The organism is Cytobacillus sp. Hm23, from assembly GCF_051842895.1.
In the GTDB taxonomy this organism is placed as follows: Bacteria; Bacillota; Bacilli; order Bacillales; family SM2101; genus Nanhaiella.
This window is the reverse complement of sequence record NZ_JBPXRQ010000011.1, coordinates 143,315-162,404: the sequence shown is the minus strand read 5'-3', so window position 1 is coordinate 162,404 and position 19,090 is coordinate 143,315. Positions and strand designations below refer to the sequence as shown.

Here is a 19,090-nt window from a genome sequence, read left to right as displayed (position 1 = left end):
AATTTGTTTTGGATACTTACGTTCACTTCTTAAGGCTTTTCGTTCTGAAGCGTCTGACGTATCTTCAAGTTGTTTATCATACTCAGTTACAACATCGTCTACTTTTTGAACCAATTGAGAGAGATCTTCCAATGATAATTCTTCAGCCGTTTCACGTTCAATTTCAGGTAAAATTTCATTCTTAAGTAACTCATTGTATAGCTGGTTTGACTTTTCAATTAAACTCTCATGGTAGTTCTCAATGGATTTCTTCCAGACGAACGTAAATTTATTCGCATTCGCTTCAATCTTTGTGCCATCAATAAAAATTGCTTCTTGATCAATAAGTTTTTCTTCGATCAATTGGCAACGGAATTGGACAAAACATTCGCGAATTAATTCTTTCACTTCTGGTTGAACACGGAATCGATTGATTGTGCGGTAGCTTGGTTCATATCCTTGACCTAGCCACATCATACGAATACTGTCTTTTAATAGGGCTTCAATTTTGCGTCCAGAAAAGACCGATTGTGTGTAGGCACACAAAATAATTTTAAGCATCATGCGTGGATGATAGGCAGGACAACCCTCATTTCGGAGAAATGATTCGAACGCTTTATGAGGGATACTTTCAACTAAATGATGGACATGGAAGGCAATATCATTTTTTTGTAATTTCATTTCTAGATCTAAAGGCAAAACTAGTTGATTCATGATATAATTTTTAAACATAAGGACCCTTCTTTCTGATTAGATTTTGTGTGGTAACTTTATTTTATCAGAAGTGGTCCTTATTTTAATTCAAAAATAATCAAAGCCGGTGAAATTTTACTCGTCGTAAAATTTCACCGGCTTTTTCATATCAGAGTTGGGTTTTGTCCCAGCCTCCTAACTTTAATATTACATGTGAGCCGTTTAGCTTATTTGAAAAATAGAAAAGCTAAACGGAAAAGGCTGTTTTCGCATTAACTGTTGTTTTCTAAAATTAAGTAATATACAAGTACACAACTATCGTTCGTGGCATCTTTATTTTGAAATATGTCAAACGTTTTAAATCCCTTTTTACTATACTAATTTAGTGGCAAGAGCAACCATCGAAAAGAGCCTAATAAAAAGAGCCTGAAGCTTAAGCTCAAGTGTAATAAATAAAATCTTTTTACACATATTGTGAAGCTTAACGACAGACTCTGTTCATGTATATAATTTATTAGCAATGATACTCTATTACAACATTTGATCTGTTGGACGAACGATGATTTCATTTACATCAACATGATCAGGCTGTTGAACTGCATACGCAATCGCATTTGCAATGTCTTTTCCTTGTAATGTCTTTAAATCAACATATCTTTCTTGGAAATTACGGATAACATCCTCATCTGTAATTGTATGAGTGAGTTCTGTTGCAACTGCTCCAGGGCAAATAATTGTTGTACGAATATTTTGTCCTGATTTCATTTCTTGTCGCAGCCCTTCGGTAATAGCTCTTACAGCATATTTTGTACCACTATAAACAGAGCTTCCAGGCCCAACTCGATGCCCTGCTACAGAAGAAATATTAATAATATGCCCTGATTTTTGTTCTTCCATATACGGTAGAACCGCTCCGATCCCATAAAGTACGCCTTTTATATTCACATCAATCATTTTATCCCATTCATCCACTTTTCTTTTGTTCAAAAATGACAACGGCATAATCCCTGCATTGTTTACTAGAACGTCTATTTTACCAAAAACATTCATCGTTTCTTTCGATAAAGTTTCCATTTCCTCAAACGATGTTACATCTGTCACATGATATGAAGCCTGACCACCAATTTCCTTAACTTGTTCTTGTAATTCCTTTAATCTTTCCTCCCGTCTTGCAGCTAACATCACTTGATATCCTTGCTCCGCTAACTTTAAAGCTGTTGCCTGACCAATACCACTACTCGCTCCTGTTATGATTGCCACTTTGTTTGTCATAGTAAAACAACTCCTTTAGTATTTTAACTTTTTATACTAATAATGTTTTTTTAGCCTAAAATGTATTACATATGTAAATATAACACTATTATTAAACATTGTAAACTAAAACAACTTATTTTGTCTAAAGTGTTTATTATAAGGCTATATTAGTATATGTTATAATTAAGTTGTTAAGGGGGATTTTCCATGCGTAAGATTGATCCTAAGTTAAGGGAACAAATGAGAAAAACATATGCACAAAAATTAATGAGCATCATTCGAGTTCAAGGATTTAATTCACTTAAAATACAAGATATAGCTGAGCATATGCAAATTAGCAAAGCTACACTTTATAATTATTTTTCTTCAAAAGAAGAAATATTAAATGAAATAACGAAAAACTATATTGAATATTTTAAGCAAGGCGAACAAACCATTGAAAATAATCAATTTACTTATATAGAACGTTTCCAAAAAGTTTTTGAGCAAGAAGTACTAACGGCTATATATATTTCTGAATTGTTTTTAGAAGAATTGAAAATTGGTTTTCCAAATTTATATGAAGAAATTATTTTTGCCAGAAGAAAAAGAAAAACGACCATTAAATATTTTTATGAACAAGGGATGAAAGAAGGGGTTTTTCATTCATTAAATCCTCAAATTCTGCTTATGCAAGATGAAGTTGCATTAAGAAAGTTACTAGAACCAACCTATTTATTAGAAGAAGGCTTAACGACTAAACAGGCTTTATTAGATTATTACGAAGCAAAAAAAATACAAATTATAAAAAGTGAAACACTGCTATCTGCAAACGATGAAGTAATGACAGATATTATTGAACATCTTTCTCGCAAATTAGCAACGTCATATTTATAATATTTTTTGGGTGAGATTAAATATTAATCTCACCCTTTCCCATCATCTTAAATTATCCATCAAGTAATAATGATTCAGGGTCCTCTACCAGTTCTTTTACATGGACAAGGAATTGCACTGCTTCTCTGCCGTCAATGATTCTATGGTCATAAGAAAGAGCAATATACATCATTGGTCGAACTGCAATCGTATCATCTTCATCAATAACAATTGGTTTTTTTTGAATTTTATGCATCCCTAATATCCCTACTTGAGGTGCATTTAAAATTGGAGTTGAAAATAATGAACCGAATACACCACCATTAGTAATCGTAAATGTACCACCTTGTAAATCCTGAAGTGATAATTTTTTTTCTCTAGCTTTAGAGGCCAAATTCCTAATTCCTTTTTCAATGTCTGCAAAACTTAATTGGTTAGCATCACGGAGAACTGGAACAACTAAGCCCTCTTCTGCTGACACAGCAACCCCGATATCATAATATCGTTTTAGTAAAATTTCGTTGTCTTGAATTTCAGCATTTAACATCGGAAAGGCTTTCAATGCACCTACAACTGCTTTCGTAAAAAAAGACATATATCCAAGGCGAACATCATATTTTTCTTCAAACCTTTGCTTTTTCCTATTACGCAAATTCATAATTGCAGTCATATCTACTTCATTAAAAGTAGTCAACATCGCTGCTTGTTGTTGCGCTTGAACTAAATGGTGTGCAATTGTTTGACGGCGCCGTGACATTGGGACCCGTTCAATTTGTTTAGTTTGAGTAAGGTCAGTGAAAGGTGGTTGAGCATTGTCAATTATAGTTGATTTATCTTGCTTCTCTTCGATTGAAGTAGCATAGTTTATGACGTTTTCAGGTCTAATTCGACCGAGCAAATCTCTTGAATCAACTTGTTTTAGATCAATCCCTAATTCTCTAGCTTTTTTCCTAGCGGCTGGTGTCGCTATCGGACGCTCATTTTGTGATGACAATTTGTTCGTTTGCTCTCCCTCACGAACATCTATTTTCGGTTGATCACCATGAACTGTTTCTTCGGTAGCAGCTTTAGAAAATGACTCATTTGAGTTATCATTTACTTTCGCAATTACTTGATCTACAAAAACAACTTCACCTGGCTCAGCTAGAATATCCTCTAATACACCATCATATTCTGCATAAATTTCTATATTAATTTTGTCAGTTTCTAACTCAACTATCGCTTCACCTTTGGAAATGGAATCACCCTTATGCTTGAACCACTCAGAAATCGTACCTTCTGTAACAGATTCTGCGAGTTCCGGTACTTTAATTTCTTTCATTATGCCCACTCCTCTGTTATTTTCAGTGCTTGTTGTATAATTTGCTCCTGTTCCAACTTATGAATTACATGTTCTCCTGTTGCAGGACTTGAGTGATATGGTCGTCCTATATAATCAAATTTCACATGCTGTAAGGAAGGTTGTAACAGTTTATAAATGAATTCCCAAGCCCCCATGTTTTTAGGTTCCTCCTGTACCCAAAAGACCTCAGCTAAATTTGGAAAGCGTTGTATTTTTTGAATAATTTCCTCTTTTGGAAAAGGATATAATTGTTCTATACGTAATATATGAATATTACTTGATGCTTTTGTGGATCTCGTTTCCAACTCAGAAACTATATCTACTGCAATTTTTCCTGTGCAAAGAATAAGCCGTGTCACAGCCTCATAATCTTCTTCAACAAGCGGGTGTTCAATAACTTCTTGAAATTGCTGATTAGTGAATTCCTCAATATATGACATTGCCTTTGTATGACGTAGTAAACTTTTCGGTGTCATTATAATTAGTGGACGAACCCCCTCATCACTTAACATAGCTGCTTGCCTTTTGAGTATAAGAAAATATTGTGCAGAGGAAGTTACATTAGCCACTGTCCAATTATTTTCTGCAGACAAGGTTAAAAAACGTTCTAACCGCGCGCTTGAATGCTCTGGCCCTTGTCCCTCGTATCCATGTGGAAGTAGCATGACTAACCCTGACTTCTGTCCCCATTTAGCCCTTCCAGCTGATATGAACTGATCAATGATTACTTGCGCAGCATTCACGAAATCTCCAAATTGTGCCTCCCAAATAACCAATGTATCTGGAGCATAAACACTGTATCCATACTCAAAACCTAGTACGGCCGCTTCAGACAATGGACTATTATATACCGCAAAAGATGCTTTGCTATTGTCCATGTTGTGTAAAGCAGAAAATTTTCTATCACTTTGATAATCATTTATAACAATATGGCGGTGGGCAAATGTTCCCCTTTCAATATCTTGGCCTGTCATTCTTATCGGTGTACCATCAGAAATAATTGATGCAAGCGCTAACACTTCAGCTAACCCCCAATCAACTTTTCCTTGTTCGTTCAACGCTTCCTTTCGTCTCATCAGTATTTTTTTCAATTTCGGATATACATTTAAGTCTTCAGGCCATTGGACTAATGAAGTATTAATATCAACTAGTTCTTTTTCAGTTATTGGCGTTTTTTTCTCAGAAACGTTGGAAGATAACCTTTCATTTAAGCTGGTCTTATCATTCGTATTTTCTTGTGTAGTTATTTGTTTATAACTTTCGGTTAATCTGTTATTCATAAATTGTCTATAATTATTGAAGCGCTCAACACTGAACTGTCCCTTCACATGAAGTTGCTCAGCATACTTTTCAGCTACTCGAGTGTGCTTATGAATCAAGTTATACGTTAAAGGCTGTGTTGCCATTGGATCATCTGTCTCATTATGGCCATAACGACGATAACCTACCAAATCTATGAGAAAATCTTTCTTAAATTTCTCCCTATATTTTGAAGCGAGGCGTACAGCTACTAAGCAAGCTTCCGGATCATCAGCATTTACATGTATGATTGGTATTTCAAAACCTTTGACTATATCGCTTGCATACAATGTAGAACGCGAGTCAACTGGGCTTGTAGTAAATCCAATTTGATTATTTGCAATAATGTGTATCGTACCGCCTGTTTGATATCCTCTTAAACGGCTTAAATTTAATGATTCTGCTACGATCCCTTCGCCAGGAAAAGCAGCATCACCATGGATGAGGATACTTAATGCGCTACTTTGGTTTTGTATCGGGAATCCTCGCTTCTGTCGATTTTCTTGGGCTGCACGGGTAAACCCTTGAACAACAGGATTAACAAATTCTAAATGGCTAGGATTATTCGCAAGGTGTATCTTTGTATGAATACTTTCTTGTTCGTGAATATCAAGGTCTGCACCTAAATGATATTTAACATCACCCGTCCAACCGTAATTTATCCCTGTTGATCCTTCAGAAGGGACAAGATGTTTATTTGGTGCATGATGAAACTCAGAAAAGATTTTTTCATATGGTTTTCTTAAAACATGAGCTAGCACATTTAATCTACCTCGATGTGCCATCCCTATCAACATGTCTTTAGTCCCTGTTTTTGCATTTGCATAAATGATTTCATCTAACATTGGGACTAACATATCAAGCCCTTCAATTGAAAACCGTTTTTGGGCTGCAAATGTTTTGTGTAAAAACATTTCAAAGCTCTCAACTTCAATTAAGCGCTCAAGAAGACTTACCTTTTGATCTTGTGGCAATTCTTCATATAAAGACTCAGTTTCAACTACTTTATATAGCCATGCTCTTTCTTCTAAGTCTTGTACGTGATTAAATTCGTATGACAATGAACTTGTATAGAGCTCTTTTAATTTTTCGATAGCAGAAAGTCCAGTACGTATTGAGTGAGGTGCATGCTCCCATATAATATCGGCAGTCATATTGTTCAGATCATTTCTCGTTAATTGATACGTCTCTAAGTTTAGAAAGTTAGGTGAAGAAGCATTTTTATTAAGATGCTGATGTAGCGGATTAGTTTTTGCATACAAATGTCCCTTTGTTCGGATCATTGTAATAAGTTGGATTGCAGAAGCAACTTTTGATAATTGGTCTGATTGGTTGTTTTGAGATTCACAATGCTTAGTAGTTGAAAAAGTAGGCGGTCCCCACTTAGCAAATAATTGTTTAATACTATCATCCACTTGATTAGGGTTAATACAATATAACTCATATTGCTCTTGAACATACGCAATGTTTGGTCCAGAAAACGATTGCCATTGAAAGCCATGTTTTCTGTTTGTCATGTTAGTTACCCTCCCATTTATATGAACGAATATGATGTAACTATAAGAAGTGTTGTATTATATTTAATTGAACTTGGTTCTCAATTAAAAAATAACAGAAACGCATACATATTACAAAAATAATGCTTAAAACAATAACTAATTTTAACAACCCTCTTCTCGTAAGCTTCAATATTATTTTTACTATTATCCTACGCGGTTATGCCTTAGCTTGATAAAGCGACAACCATTTTGACATAACCTTATTTTTATCATTAAATCTAAATAGTATTTAATAAAGGCTGTTTCCGCATTAATTGTTGCTTACCTAATAGCTAAACACGAATATAACTAACGTTCGGGGCATCTTTTTTCTATAAAGACTATAAAAAACATATAATACACTACATCTGTTTCTCAAATCCAAGTGAAAAAACGGCAAAATTCACGAACAGAGCCTTAATAAGACAGTAAAAGATACCTCACTATAGTCAGATGATTGGACTGTTGAGGTATCTTTCGTTTAGGCTCTTTATTGTACTTTTTTGTTAATATTACTCAGTAAAATGAGTCACATACCAAGAAATAGTTATTTATTTCCCTGCTAGTTGTTGTGCCTTCTTTTGTGTTGCGATAACCGCCTGCTCAATAATATTTGTGAATTGATTTTGATCTAACACTTCTATTCCTGCTGCCGTAGAACCACCAGGTGATGTCACTTGATCACGTAGTTCGTGAGGAGCATGTCCTTCTTTCAGCATAGCAGCTGATCCATATATCATCTGCGTAACGAGCTTGCGTGCTTGGTCTTTTGTAACACCGTATTCTAACGCCGACTGTTCTAACGCCTCAGCAAAACGATATAAAAACGCTGGTGCACTTCCAGTAATAGCAGTTAAATCATGTATTTGCTGCTCCGTACATAGTTCTGCATCACCTATTCCAGTTAATACTAGATCTAACTCTTGGCGATGCTTCTCCTTAACAGCTTTCCCAAAAGTGTATAAAGACATAGATTGAGAAATATTTGCAGCAGTATTTGGCATAATCCAAGCAACTGGCGTCTCCTCAGGCAAAATATTTTCTAGTAACTGTATGCCTATACCACCTGCTATGGTAACAACTAATTGGCCTTTAATCCATAAAGACAAATCTTCTAGTATCTCTTTGTGGGCTTCAGGAGGCATAGCCAAAATAATTATATCTACATGGGCGACCTCATCCTGCCATTTTGTTGATGTAGTGACACCATATTTTTCCTTCAAATCAAATAACCTTTGTTCATCCGTTCGATTCGTAACAATAATTTCATCAATATACTCTTGTTTGTATGTTAGTAAACCAGAAAAAATGGCCTCCGCCATTCTGCCTGCACCGATAAATAAGATCTTTTTTTTCATTAAATGTTCCACTCCATTAATAGATATATTTGTTGATCTAATCAATATTTCTTATTTTCAAATGTGTTTCTTGATCATTAACTACCACAATAAACGATTATAACGTAGTCACTATTAATAATGAAGTATTTAATTATACTCGCTATAATTTGGATGAACTTTGTTTAAGATATCAGAAATAGTATTTATTTTCAGCGTGAAAACTATTTCTGTCCTCAAAACAAAATAAAGGAGTACTCTTCTTTTTATAAGAGTACTACCTTAAAAGCCATATAGGCGATCAACCTATTCAAGTTTTACGCTATTGAAACATCTAACTCCATGAATGAAAGATGGTGTTCACTTGTATACTCTAATAAGGGCGTACCACAACTCCAAGTACAATGATCAACAGTATGAATAATACTACAATAAACGCAAATCCACCAAAAGGTCCATGTCCACCATATCCATAACCACCATAACCATACATATTACCATTCCTCCTTTCTAGTTATATGTTCAGTTTATGTGTATAAAAAAAAACTGACTGTACGAATGCACATGATGAAAACACCCAATTTATGATCATCTTTATTATTTTTCAAATAGCTTGTTGTTTTCGAACTTAGAAACAATCACTGATTTAATTGATTTGGAGTAGCTTTGTTACTTACAGTTGAAATCAAACAATACCATTCCATCCCTATATATTTAATACAACAAAATTCCTTGTTTTTTTCTGCTTGTGCGTAGCATATTGTTTTTCTTAACAAAAGCTGTTATCCGATTATTGTTGATTTTCGTAATAATGACTAAATACAAATGCACCTAACGCTCGGGGCATCTTTCTTCGCTAAAGACTATGAAAGTCATATAAACAGTCACTCAAATGCAAGTGAAAAAACAACATAGTTTTCTAAACTTAGGAGAACAAATGCTGAAACAAAATAAGACTTTTTACTTAGCCTATAACTTACAATACTTGTGAAAATACTATCAATCTTGATTAATATACTGAATATTTGTAATATTACAATTAACTATATGCATTTACTATATAGTAGAAAATATGAATAAAAGGAGTTGGAAAAATGAAAATCCGTACTTATCTATTAATCGTTTTATTAACTGTGATGCTAGTATTTCCATCTAGCATTGTAAAAGGTGCTATTGTAACTGATGCTATTCCAAAACCAATTAATGTAACCGACACACCTGGAACTTGGTACTTAGGGGCATCACCCGACAATTTGAATATGAACAAATCTCCTCTCGTATTCGTCCAAGGTTTACACGGAAACGCTAAGGATTGGTGGGAAGAAACAGTTTATTACGGTGAAAACGATATGTACAATTATGCATATGCTAATGGCTATCGAACAGCTTTTGTACAACTTGAGGATGCAACTGGTGGAGATGCTGCGGATATGTGGCATAATGGTCAAATGCTAGCTTCAATGTTAGAGGACATTTACGACTATTTTGGAGAGCAAGTTACTATTATCGCTCATAGTAAGGGAGGGGTCGATTCACAAACAGCGCTCGTCCATTATGGAGCATGGCCATACGTAAACGATGTGATTACATTATCTTCTCCACACTATGGTTCTCCTTTAGCTGATTTGGCATATAGTTCTTGGGCAAATTGGTTAGCAGACTTGATTGGCAGAACTGATGAAGGAACATATGTAATGCAAACAGGAGAAATGGAGAAATTCCGGCTAATTACTGATGAAAATGAAAGCGCATACAAAAATAACTATTATACTGCATCTGGCACTGGATGGGGGCCTTTCTTTTCTGCTCTTTGGTTTGGTGGTGCGTATATAGGCGGTGATAACGACGGTCTTGTTCCTGTATGGAGTTCAAAGCTTCCGTATGGCACTCACTTTTTTAGTGGAGGAGACGACATAGATCACGATAATATTCGGATGGGCAACAGTTCATTTGATAGAATCGTAACTTTGTTAAATGATACATCTAATCACACATCGGCAAATTGGTTCACAGCTGCTTCATCTGACTCACAATATGTACCTGAACAATTATTAAGAGGCGGTAATTTATCTACTAATCAACTAGTAGAAGAACTTATCCCTGTAGAATCCGATAATAATAGAGTTGTATTTCAAATATTAACAGCTAGCAAAGATGTGAATGTAAAGCTTATTTCTCCGAAAGGAAAAGAGTATACAAAAAAATCAAAACAATATATTCAATCTGAGGGAGAGAATTACTTTAAAAACACTTACATTCAAACATTTACTATAGACCAGCCTGGTGCTGGAGAATGGCAAATAGATTTAAATAGTAGCAACGAAGATGCCTACTTTATAGTAACAAATTTTCAAGGGTCAAATGCGCTTAACTTAAATTGGGGAGAGCTCGAAAAAGAAGCGAAAAATACAAATAACGAAAAGAAAGCTAAGAAGTTGAAAATTGATAAGAAAGTGAAGAAAAATAAACCTAAACAAAAAAACCCTGGAGATATTTCTAATGAAATTCTTGATATACTCCAAGCTGATACGTACAATGTAACCTATGAAATTGTTGGAACGACCGAAAATGGTGAAACGTTTTACCGAACTGCTGTGAAATCTTATTATCAATATGACGAAAATTAAAGTCAATTTGTTTTGTTGAATTATGTTCGTAGATGATAAAATTAATCGGATTTAGAAAATTTGCGACTTTATACTCGTATTTAACATTAACCTTTTATCTATTAAACTAATCTGTTGCGCAAAAGAGCTTGAAACAACATTCAAGCTCTTTTTCTTCTATTTATTTTATGTCCCATTATATTTCTACTCATATATCATTCAAGGACAGTACCAGTATCATTTACATATAAAATATATGTTTGCCTATCCTCATCTGCCTCTACCGACGACCTTTTATACTCTTTTCCTTCTATATATATAAATGTATTACCTATATATCCTAAAACGTCCATATGATCACGACAATCATATATTTTAAGAAGCTTTTGCTCTCCAATCCTTCTATACTCCCTTACTTCCACACATAAGTTTTCTCTCACACGTGTATTGGGATCGATAGTATCATCTCCAATTTTGTTCACATATAAAACGAAACGGTCATCTTCTAATGCTGATGATACTTGTTCATATACTATGCCGTCCTTCACATAATACTCACATTCACGCCTGACAAATATTTGTTCTCGATCGATATCTTTATAATGATATAGTGCAGGATAGTCTTTATAACGGTCATTTAGCCGAATTTCTAACACTCTAATTTTGTGATTCATGTGCCATCTCCTATGTAAATGTTATTACATCCATTATATAGAAAATACCTATAGCTATAAAATGATTATACTTAATAAAAGATTTTTATTATTTTAACATTCAATTTCAATTGCTTGCCCTATTACGAAGTCATTGTTAAGACTCTTATTGTATATTACACGATAATCATAAAATTAAGAATAAAAAATAGCACAAAGGCTGTATGTGTTGTTATTCCTTAGCATTAATAAACAACCGTTACGATAACATCAATACTCAGTTATAAATGCTCGTTTTTCACATTAATGAATCCATTGTTCTCCTTTGTAAGATTCACAAATAACTTCAAATCCAAATATGCCATTAATTAGAAATGGACAACTGATTTATTCACCTTCTAACAATATTTTATACATGTTAGGCGGACCCCACAATCAATATATATTGAATGCAAAATGTTATCTTGACTGTGGGATTAATCCCCTCTAACATTAATTTTATTAGGCTCTTTTCGAACTTTGTTGCTATTGTTATCACAATAGTACCAAAAAGTGGTTTATATTGTTAATTAACGTTGTAGAAGAAAAGATGCCTATCGTGTTTATTTCTTAATACGAAAAACAACAATCAATGGGAAAATAGCCTTTTAGTATGTGGTAATTAGAAACGTCGACGACGGAATAATGCACTTAACAAAAAGATCGTTGCGACAGCACGAAATGGAAAGAACCTTCTTCCACCACGACCACGAACAAATAAACCCGTTCCAGTCCTACCTTCGATGACTCCATCATAACTCCAACCGCCAAATCCCATCACTCTAACTGGTTGATAATAATATCTATTTGTTAAATTACTGATGTGTTCTTCATGTAGCATATTTATTCCTCCTTTCTAACTAAATCTTGCGAGAAGGATAAATAGCAATAATAGAAAAGGTTTATTAATACTCAATTACTGTGATTTGATTTAGATGTTTATTACCCATTCTAAAAAGATAGCCTAATACCGATGCAAATAGATACTTTTTAATATAGGGTAACTGCCTGAACATATTTAACAGCATCCTTCCGCTTCTATCTATTATATGTATGTAGTAAATAATCGGTATGGACATCCCCCTATGCCTATCAAAAATTTTCTTAGTCTATGTTTAGGTGTTTGTTATAGGAAGTTTTCACATTAATAGTTGCTTTCCTTAAAAAGAGCTGAACACAAATATAACTATCGTTCGGATCTACTTTACTTCTCAAAGGTTATAAAAGTTATATAAAACACATCAGTTACTTAAATTGAAGTGAAAAAAATAGCAACCAAGTTTACTAAAAGTTCCTATAACAATGAGCAGCATAGTTCTACACTTCCAATATAATTTCTATTACTTCCCTAAATACACGTTTCACCTTTCGATCCTATCGTATTTGTTCTTTGAATAGTTAAAACTCAATTGCTAATACTAATCAAAGCTCCATAAAACATGTAACAAAATAAGGAGATACAACATGCAAGAAAAACTTCATCCTTATCAAGTCACTATCGTTGTATATATGATACAAATTGGAATTACCATCATTACTTTACCTCGGATCAGTGCTGAAACTTTTGGGACGAATGGATGGATTGGGATAATAATTGTATCTCTGCTAGTAGCAGTGAACATATTAGCGATTGGTTTAGTTTTCTTTTATAGCAATGGGAAATCAATTTTCAAGATTTTGGATGAAGGTATCCCACAATTTTTATTGCGACCATTTTATCTTTTTTTAGCGTTATTATGGAGCTCTCTTGGGGTTTTAATAGCAAAAAATTTCGAATTACAATTGAACTTATTTTTCTATCCAACACGTACAGCATACATATATGTATTAATGTCTCTTTTTTTTACATATTGGCTCGTTCGAAGAGGAATTTATCACATCGCTAAAGCTTCAGTTGTTTTCTTCGCTGTCATCTTAATGACATTATTACTAGGGTTTCTTCTACCCGAGTTTAGATTTACAAGATTAACACCCTTCGTTTTTAAAGGTGACAAAGAACTATTCAAAGGTGGGATACAAGTTGTATCAGCTTTTTTAGGGTATGAGCTAACCCTTCTTTTTATACCTTATATGCTGAAACCAAAAACAGCTGTAAAATCAGTTTTACTCGGACATGCCATAGTGACTTTTGTCTACCTAAGTACATGTTTTGTTGCTTTTGGCTTATTTAGCTATCGTCAATTGTTAAATGAAAAATTCCCAATCCTAACTATGCTTGAATATTTGGAGTTTCCATTCATAGAAAGGGTTGAAGGGTTTGTTTATCATTTTTTTATATTAGAAGTGATTATCACCGTCGTGTTTTTTTATTGGGGTGCTGATCAAGTTCTTAGACAAGCGATTCCAAAGATTTCTCCTAGAAAATCGATATTAAGTTTAATCATCGTCTCATTTTGTTTATCGCTATTTGTAAAGGGCTCTATTGAAGTTGATAAGTGGTTACTCGGACTTGGTTTTGCTGAAGCAATCATTGCAGTATTACTTCCTACCCTACTCTTATTAACATTAGGAATATCTCATTTACGTCAAAAACAAAATATTTAATCTAGATTCTTAAATGACATAATCGTATATCCTATCTTGGAATAGAGAATCTATAGAAGTCCATACTAAGGACAAAACATCAATTAAGACTAATCTGTTCACAAATATTAGAAATTACTATAAATTCGGGGTGATAAAGTGTTTACTTTTTTTAAAAAGCGGATGAAAAATGACACAGCTAAGAAGCAGGCATCCGACAATGAACTAGAAATGAATGATAGTAACCCTGAACCTACCTATTCACATATTGAGCAGCAATTTACGGATTGTACTGACATATCTAAGAAATATTGTAAACGAGTAAATGTAAGGCTAATATATTTCGAGTATATGGTTGACAAACAAACATTAAACAGCGATGTTATTGATAAATTAGAAGATCTCGCCCCTGAAGAAGTGCACTCGTTTCTACAGCAAAGCCAATTTCAGCCTAGTAACGACAACAAAGAAGTAGTGAAAGCGATCTTAGATGGTAATGCTGCTATTTTCCACGAAAATATAACGTATATATTCGAAGCTACAAAATTAGAAACACGCGCGATACAAACAGCTGAATCTGAGACAATTATAACGGGTCCGCATGATGCATTAAATGAACTAATTGATACGAATCTATCCCTAATTAGGCGCAGAGTTAAAAGTTCTCATTTAAAAGTTCTAAAACTGTCGGTCGGTGAAATTGGAAAAAGTAACGTGTATTTATTATATATTGAAGATATTGCTGATCAACAAATTGTTCAAGATGCTAAGACAAGAATTGAAAACATAGAGATTGATGCTATTTATGACGTTAACATGCTCGTGCAATTAATCGATGAATCGCCAAATTCACCTTTTCCACAATTTCATACGACAGAACGTCCAGATGTCATTTCGTCTAAACTAACTGAAGGTAAAGTTGTCGGCATGATGGAGAACAGTCCTTATGCATTCAGTGCTCCAACGAGCTTTTTTGATTTCTTTCAGTCAACAGATGATTATAACCAACGGTGGCTTGTGGGATCTGCCACAAGGTTGCTACGACTCTTTGCTTTATTTGTAACTGTTTCTTTTACAGCTCTGTATGTGTCAATAACTACATATCATTATGAAATGGTACCCGACTTATTATTAATTAGCTTAATTACATCAAGAAGTAATGTTCCCTTCCCACCAATAATGGAAGCATTGTTGATGGAATTTACCATTGAACTATTAAGAGAGGCTGGAGCACGTCTACCGACTAAGATTGGTCAAACAATCGGCATTGTTGGTGGAATTGTCATTGGATCAGCATCAGTAGACGCTGGTATTACAAGTAATATTTTAATAATAGCTGTTTCAATTTCTGCTATCTCTTCTTTTGTCATACCTAGTTATGTCATGAGTAATTCTATTAGAATTATTCGGTTTGGTTTTATTTTATTAGCTGGTTTGTTAGGTAACTTAGGTATTGTATTCGGCATAGCTTGTTTAGTTATTCACCTTACTGGATTAACTAACTTAAAAGCACCTTATTTTTGGCCTATTTCACCAACAAATCCTAGTGGTTGGAAAGACACAATCATTAGAGGGCCTCTTAGTATTTTTAATACCCGCCCAAACATAAGTAGCCCTACAAATGATACAAGAAAAAAATTAAAATAACGACAAGATCCTACCCTTAAAGAGCTAGAGTAGCTTAAACAAGAATTTGTAAGAGAAGGGGACTTATGAATGCAAGAGAAACTCCAACCTTTTCCAACTGCTATACTTATCCATATGGTTCAATCAGGGATTATTTTATTCAGCTTACCTCGTGTAGCAGCTGATGCTTTTGGAACTAATGGGTGGATTGGAGTTTTGCTTATCTCCATAATCGTCATGTTAAATATAGTGCTCATTAGTCTCGTTTTTCACCTTGGTAAAGGAAGGTCAATATTTAACATATTTGAGGATGCTTTACCGATATCATTGTTGCGACCTTTTTACCTCCTTTTAGCTTTGCAATGGGGTACATTGGCAGTTCTTATCGCAAAGGATTTTGAAATGTTGTTGAGAATGCTATATTATCCTACGATGCCATTTACAGGATATGTATTTATATCGATATTATTAACGTATTGGCTTGTAACGAGTGGTATTTATCATATTAGTAAAGCAACTGTTATTTTCTTTTTTTTATCAATATGGACTATGTTTTTATTGTTTTTCCACCTTTCCGAATTTAGGTTGTCTCGATTTACACCATTTATTTTTGAAGGCAGCAAAAAAATAGTTGAAGGTGGTAGCGGCGTGTTTACTGCTTATTTAGGGTATGAAATTATCTTGCTATTGTTTCCTTATTTAGCTGTAAAGAGATCTACAATTAAAGCATTTTTCTATGCAAATGTTATTACAACGACGGTCTATTTCTTCGTTTGCTTTGTATCTTTTGGTTATTTTAGCTTTGAGTATTTAAGAAATGAATCATTTCCTTCGTTGACATTGCTTGATTACATTAGATTTCCTTTTGTGGAACGAATTGAAGGCTTTCTGTATAATTTAGCTTCTTTATCCGTTTTAGTTACTGTTGTCATGTATTATTGGTCTGCAAATGAAGCTATAAAGCACGCTTTGCCAAAAATAAAGCCAAATCGCTCATTTGCATTATTGTTAGTCGTTACGTTTATAATTTCTTTGAACCTGACATTGATGAGGGAGGTTGAATTAGCCTTAACAATACTTGCACGAATTGAAATCGGAATAGCTATTTTATTACCAATTATCCTTATTGTACTTATAAGCATCACACAGATGAGGAGGAAAACAAATGCGTAACATATTCTTTGTAACAATATGCATTGTCCTATTAAGTGGCTGTTATACTAGTTATGGAATTGATGACTTAGCTATGATCAATGCAATAGGTTATGACCTTTCTGAAGAGGAGGATGCTTATCTTGATGTTACAGCCTTATATCCACGTGCTACAGAAGCTGGAAACGTTTTTGAAACACTGCAAGCATCTGGGAATTCAACGAAAGATATTGAGATTGATACGATGGCGCAATCAAGCTTTGAGATCGTAAATGGTCAGCTTGAGATTATGTTATTTGGGGAAGAACTCGCAAAAGAAGGTATCTTACCGATTATTCATACAGCATTACGAGATCCTAGCATTGGCTCTAGAGTAAAGCTAGCTGTGACAAAAGGAAAAGCAGATCAAATCATTACAAAGAAATTAGAAAAAGAACCTAACTTAGGTTTATATTTAGATACAATGTTAAATAAGTTCGAAAAGACATTTGTTTTTCCATCTGTTAATTTATATCAATTTTCTAGATCTTATTTTGATGATGGGATTGACCCCTTTTTACCAGTATTTTCAGCAACTTCAAATAATATTGAGTTTGACAGTTTCGCCTTATTTAATGAAGATAAACTTGTTACGACGATCTCAAGAAAACAAGCTGTCTACTTATTTTTTTTAAGAGAAAATTTTCGTAAAGGCTTACTTGATATCGATTTAATGAAGGGAGATATTGCAGATCATATTCATCTGTCCTATGTACGTAACAAACATAAAATACATATTACAAAAAAAGAAGATGATCACTTTTCAGTGGAAATTGATATCCATGTTACTGGTTCTTTAGAAGAGTATACCGGTGATTTGAATATTGAAGAACCTAAAGAACAAAAGAAATTAGAAAAAATAATAAAAGAGCTTGTTGATAAAGAAACTATGGCTGTAATGAAGTTTCTACAAAAGAATAATGTTGACGTGATAGGATTAGGCCAAAAAGTTAGAAATAGCCTTACATACGAAGAGTGGCAAAGCCTTGATTGGGATAAAGTGTACCCAGAAATTGATGTCACAATTAAATCAGACGTAAAAATACGAAACATTGGTAAATTTAATCAGGATGACGTGAGCAACTAGTTGGGGACTAATCCCGGCAACTTTAAAGTGTTACAATAACGAATGGCAGACCTATCCAAGGTTTGCCATTCGTTATTTTCCGTTAATGTGTTTTCATATTGTTAGTTTCTTTTCATCAAATACTTAAGCCCGTTTACATCGAATATTGAACTCTCATAAAACTCATTCACACTATCTATCAATTTATAGCAAAGTTTATCAAAATGCCTACACTATTTAAATTAGCTTACATTTATATTTTACATAGTGAAAGGCCGTCCTCATAAATTTCAAAAATTCGTTGTACATCAATATTAAATAACTCTGTAAAAGAGTTAATAGGGTACTTCTCTAAATAAGAGGTAACAGTATTATAAGCAAATGCATGTCCAGTATATGTAGGTAAATCATCGTCATAATACCCATAATAAAATTTCCTATTTAATTGTACATCTGTTGACTGAAGCAACCCTTTCACATTAGCCCAGTATCTCTCTTCATCTATTGTGTCGTCAGCCCACCATCGTTTATCTTCAAAGAAGGATAGACTAAAATACTGTGCTGCCCCCTCCAATTTAAACCAATCAGCTAAAGTAAAATTGCCGTTCAATTGATTAACTGGGTTTTGTGGAGAAGAGTAAAAAGCTTTGTGTGCTACCACGTATTTTAAGTAATCGATATCTGGATTTGGTGGAACGGAAATGAGTATATTACCATGATGATTTTTATAGGCAAAAATACAAAGTGACTGAGGTATATGATAAGGTTTTGTAAGGGCTGGGACTACTGTTATTTCTACATTTTCGCCATAAATATATTTGTTTACTAAGCTCATGGCATTTTGTATAGCAGCTTCGATTAATCCTTCATTCCATTGTAATGCAACAAGTTCTTCACTTGTTAATGTATGCAAGTTATGAAGGTTTGTATCATTAAATAAAGAGCTACTACCTTTACTGCTCTCTTCTTTAAACTCGAAATTAAAGTCATGATCGCGAAAGAAATTTGTTAAGCAACCCTTTTTTTCTATTAAGCTATAGGGGGCGAATTGAGTAATAGATACCATAATGAAATAAGCTCCTTCCATTA

Annotated in this window: 15 protein-coding genes; 6 read left to right on the top strand and 9 right to left on the bottom strand. The window is 33.9% G+C overall.

What is annotated here, in order from left to right; translation table 11 throughout:
* Positions 1-711, bottom strand: a 711-nt coding sequence (locus ACSVDA_RS09590; protein WP_485882718.1) for a transposase, incomplete at its 3' end; no start/stop codon positions are given.
* A gap of 492 nt (positions 712-1,203) precedes the next feature.
* Positions 1,204-1,944 (bottom strand): SDR family oxidoreductase, encoded by a 741-nt coding sequence (locus ACSVDA_RS09585; protein ID WP_485882716.1) that lies wholly within the window; start codon positions 1,942-1,944, stop codon positions 1,204-1,206.
* Positions 1,945-2,133: 189 nt separating this feature from the next.
* Here ACSVDA_RS09585 and ACSVDA_RS09580 point away from each other — a divergent pair, with 189 nt between their 5' ends.
* Positions 2,134-2,802 (top strand): TetR/AcrR family transcriptional regulator, encoded by a 669-nt coding sequence (locus tag ACSVDA_RS09580; protein ID WP_485882714.1) that lies wholly within the window; start codon positions 2,134-2,136, stop codon positions 2,800-2,802.
* 52 nt (positions 2,803-2,854) lie between these two features.
* Here ACSVDA_RS09580 and odhB read toward each other — a convergent pair whose 3' ends face one another.
* The 4 genes from odhB to ACSVDA_RS09560 form a co-directional block, all read right to left on the bottom strand.
* Positions 2,855-4,102 (bottom strand): 2-oxoglutarate dehydrogenase complex dihydrolipoyllysine-residue succinyltransferase, encoded by a 1,248-nt coding sequence (gene odhB / locus ACSVDA_RS09575; protein ID WP_485882712.1) that lies wholly within the window; start codon positions 4,100-4,102, stop codon positions 2,855-2,857.
* Positions 4,102-6,939, bottom strand: coding sequence for a 2-oxoglutarate dehydrogenase E1 component (locus ACSVDA_RS09570; protein WP_485882710.1), 2,838 nt, complete (start codon positions 6,937-6,939; stop codon positions 4,102-4,104). The genes odhB and ACSVDA_RS09570 overlap by 1 nt, the downstream gene beginning before the upstream one ends.
* A 572-nt stretch (positions 6,940-7,511) precedes the next feature.
* Positions 7,512-8,318, bottom strand: a complete 807-nt coding sequence (gene proC, locus ACSVDA_RS09565; protein ID WP_485882708.1) for a pyrroline-5-carboxylate reductase — start codon at positions 8,316-8,318, stop codon at positions 7,512-7,514.
* Between the two features lie 352 nt (positions 8,319-8,670).
* A complete protein-coding gene (locus tag ACSVDA_RS09560; protein ID WP_214482142.1) occupies positions 8,671-8,790 on the bottom strand; it encodes a sporulation protein YjcZ in 120 nt (39 codons plus the stop codon).
* Between the two features lie 601 nt (positions 8,791-9,391).
* Here ACSVDA_RS09560 and ACSVDA_RS09555 point away from each other — a divergent pair.
* Positions 9,392-10,924 (top strand): esterase/lipase family protein, encoded by a 1,533-nt coding sequence (locus tag ACSVDA_RS09555; protein ID WP_485882706.1) that lies wholly within the window; start codon positions 9,392-9,394, stop codon positions 10,922-10,924.
* 194 nt (positions 10,925-11,118) lie between these two features.
* Here the strand turns inward: ACSVDA_RS09555 and ACSVDA_RS09550 are convergent, their stop codons facing one another.
* Both ACSVDA_RS09550 and ACSVDA_RS09545 read right to left on the bottom strand, forming a co-directional pair.
* A complete protein-coding gene (locus ACSVDA_RS09550) occupies positions 11,119-11,577 on the bottom strand; it encodes a hypothetical protein (protein ID WP_485882704.1) in 459 nt (152 codons plus the stop codon).
* Positions 11,578-12,217: 640 nt separating this feature from the next.
* Positions 12,218-12,436: a hypothetical protein gene (locus ACSVDA_RS09545; RefSeq protein WP_485882702.1), complete on the bottom strand. Its 219-nt coding sequence runs from the start codon at positions 12,434-12,436 to the stop codon at positions 12,218-12,220.
* Positions 12,437-13,059: 623 nt separating this feature from the next.
* On the opposite strand from ACSVDA_RS09545, the gene ACSVDA_RS09540 reads away from it, so the two are divergent.
* From ACSVDA_RS09540 to ACSVDA_RS09525, 4 genes are all read left to right on the top strand, one after another.
* Positions 13,060-14,139 carry a GerAB/ArcD/ProY family transporter gene (locus ACSVDA_RS09540; protein WP_485882700.1) on the top strand — a complete coding sequence of 360 codons (1,080 nt, stop codon included), beginning with the start codon at positions 13,060-13,062 and terminating at the stop codon, positions 14,137-14,139.
* 138 nt (positions 14,140-14,277) lie between these two features.
* The gene (locus tag ACSVDA_RS09535) at positions 14,278-15,765 is read left to right on the top strand and encodes a spore germination protein (RefSeq protein WP_485882698.1); all 1,488 of its coding nucleotides are present in this window, start codon (positions 14,278-14,280) and stop codon (positions 15,763-15,765) included.
* Between the two features lie 69 nt (positions 15,766-15,834).
* Positions 15,835-16,917, top strand: a complete 1,083-nt coding sequence (locus tag ACSVDA_RS09530; protein WP_485882696.1) for a GerAB/ArcD/ProY family transporter — start codon at positions 15,835-15,837, stop codon at positions 16,915-16,917.
* Positions 16,910-18,022 carry a Ger(x)C family spore germination protein gene (locus tag ACSVDA_RS09525; RefSeq protein ID WP_485882694.1) on the top strand — a complete coding sequence of 371 codons (1,113 nt, stop codon included), beginning with the start codon at positions 16,910-16,912 and terminating at the stop codon, positions 18,020-18,022. The genes ACSVDA_RS09530 and ACSVDA_RS09525 overlap by 8 nt, the downstream gene beginning before the upstream one ends.
* A gap of 232 nt (positions 18,023-18,254) precedes the next feature.
* Here the strand turns inward: ACSVDA_RS09525 and ACSVDA_RS09520 are convergent, their stop codons facing one another.
* Positions 18,255-19,088 carry a DUF2268 domain-containing putative Zn-dependent protease gene (locus ACSVDA_RS09520; protein WP_485882693.1) on the bottom strand — a complete coding sequence of 278 codons (834 nt, stop codon included), beginning with the start codon at positions 19,086-19,088 and terminating at the stop codon, positions 18,255-18,257.
* Between the last annotated feature and the right edge of the window lie 2 nt (positions 19,089-19,090).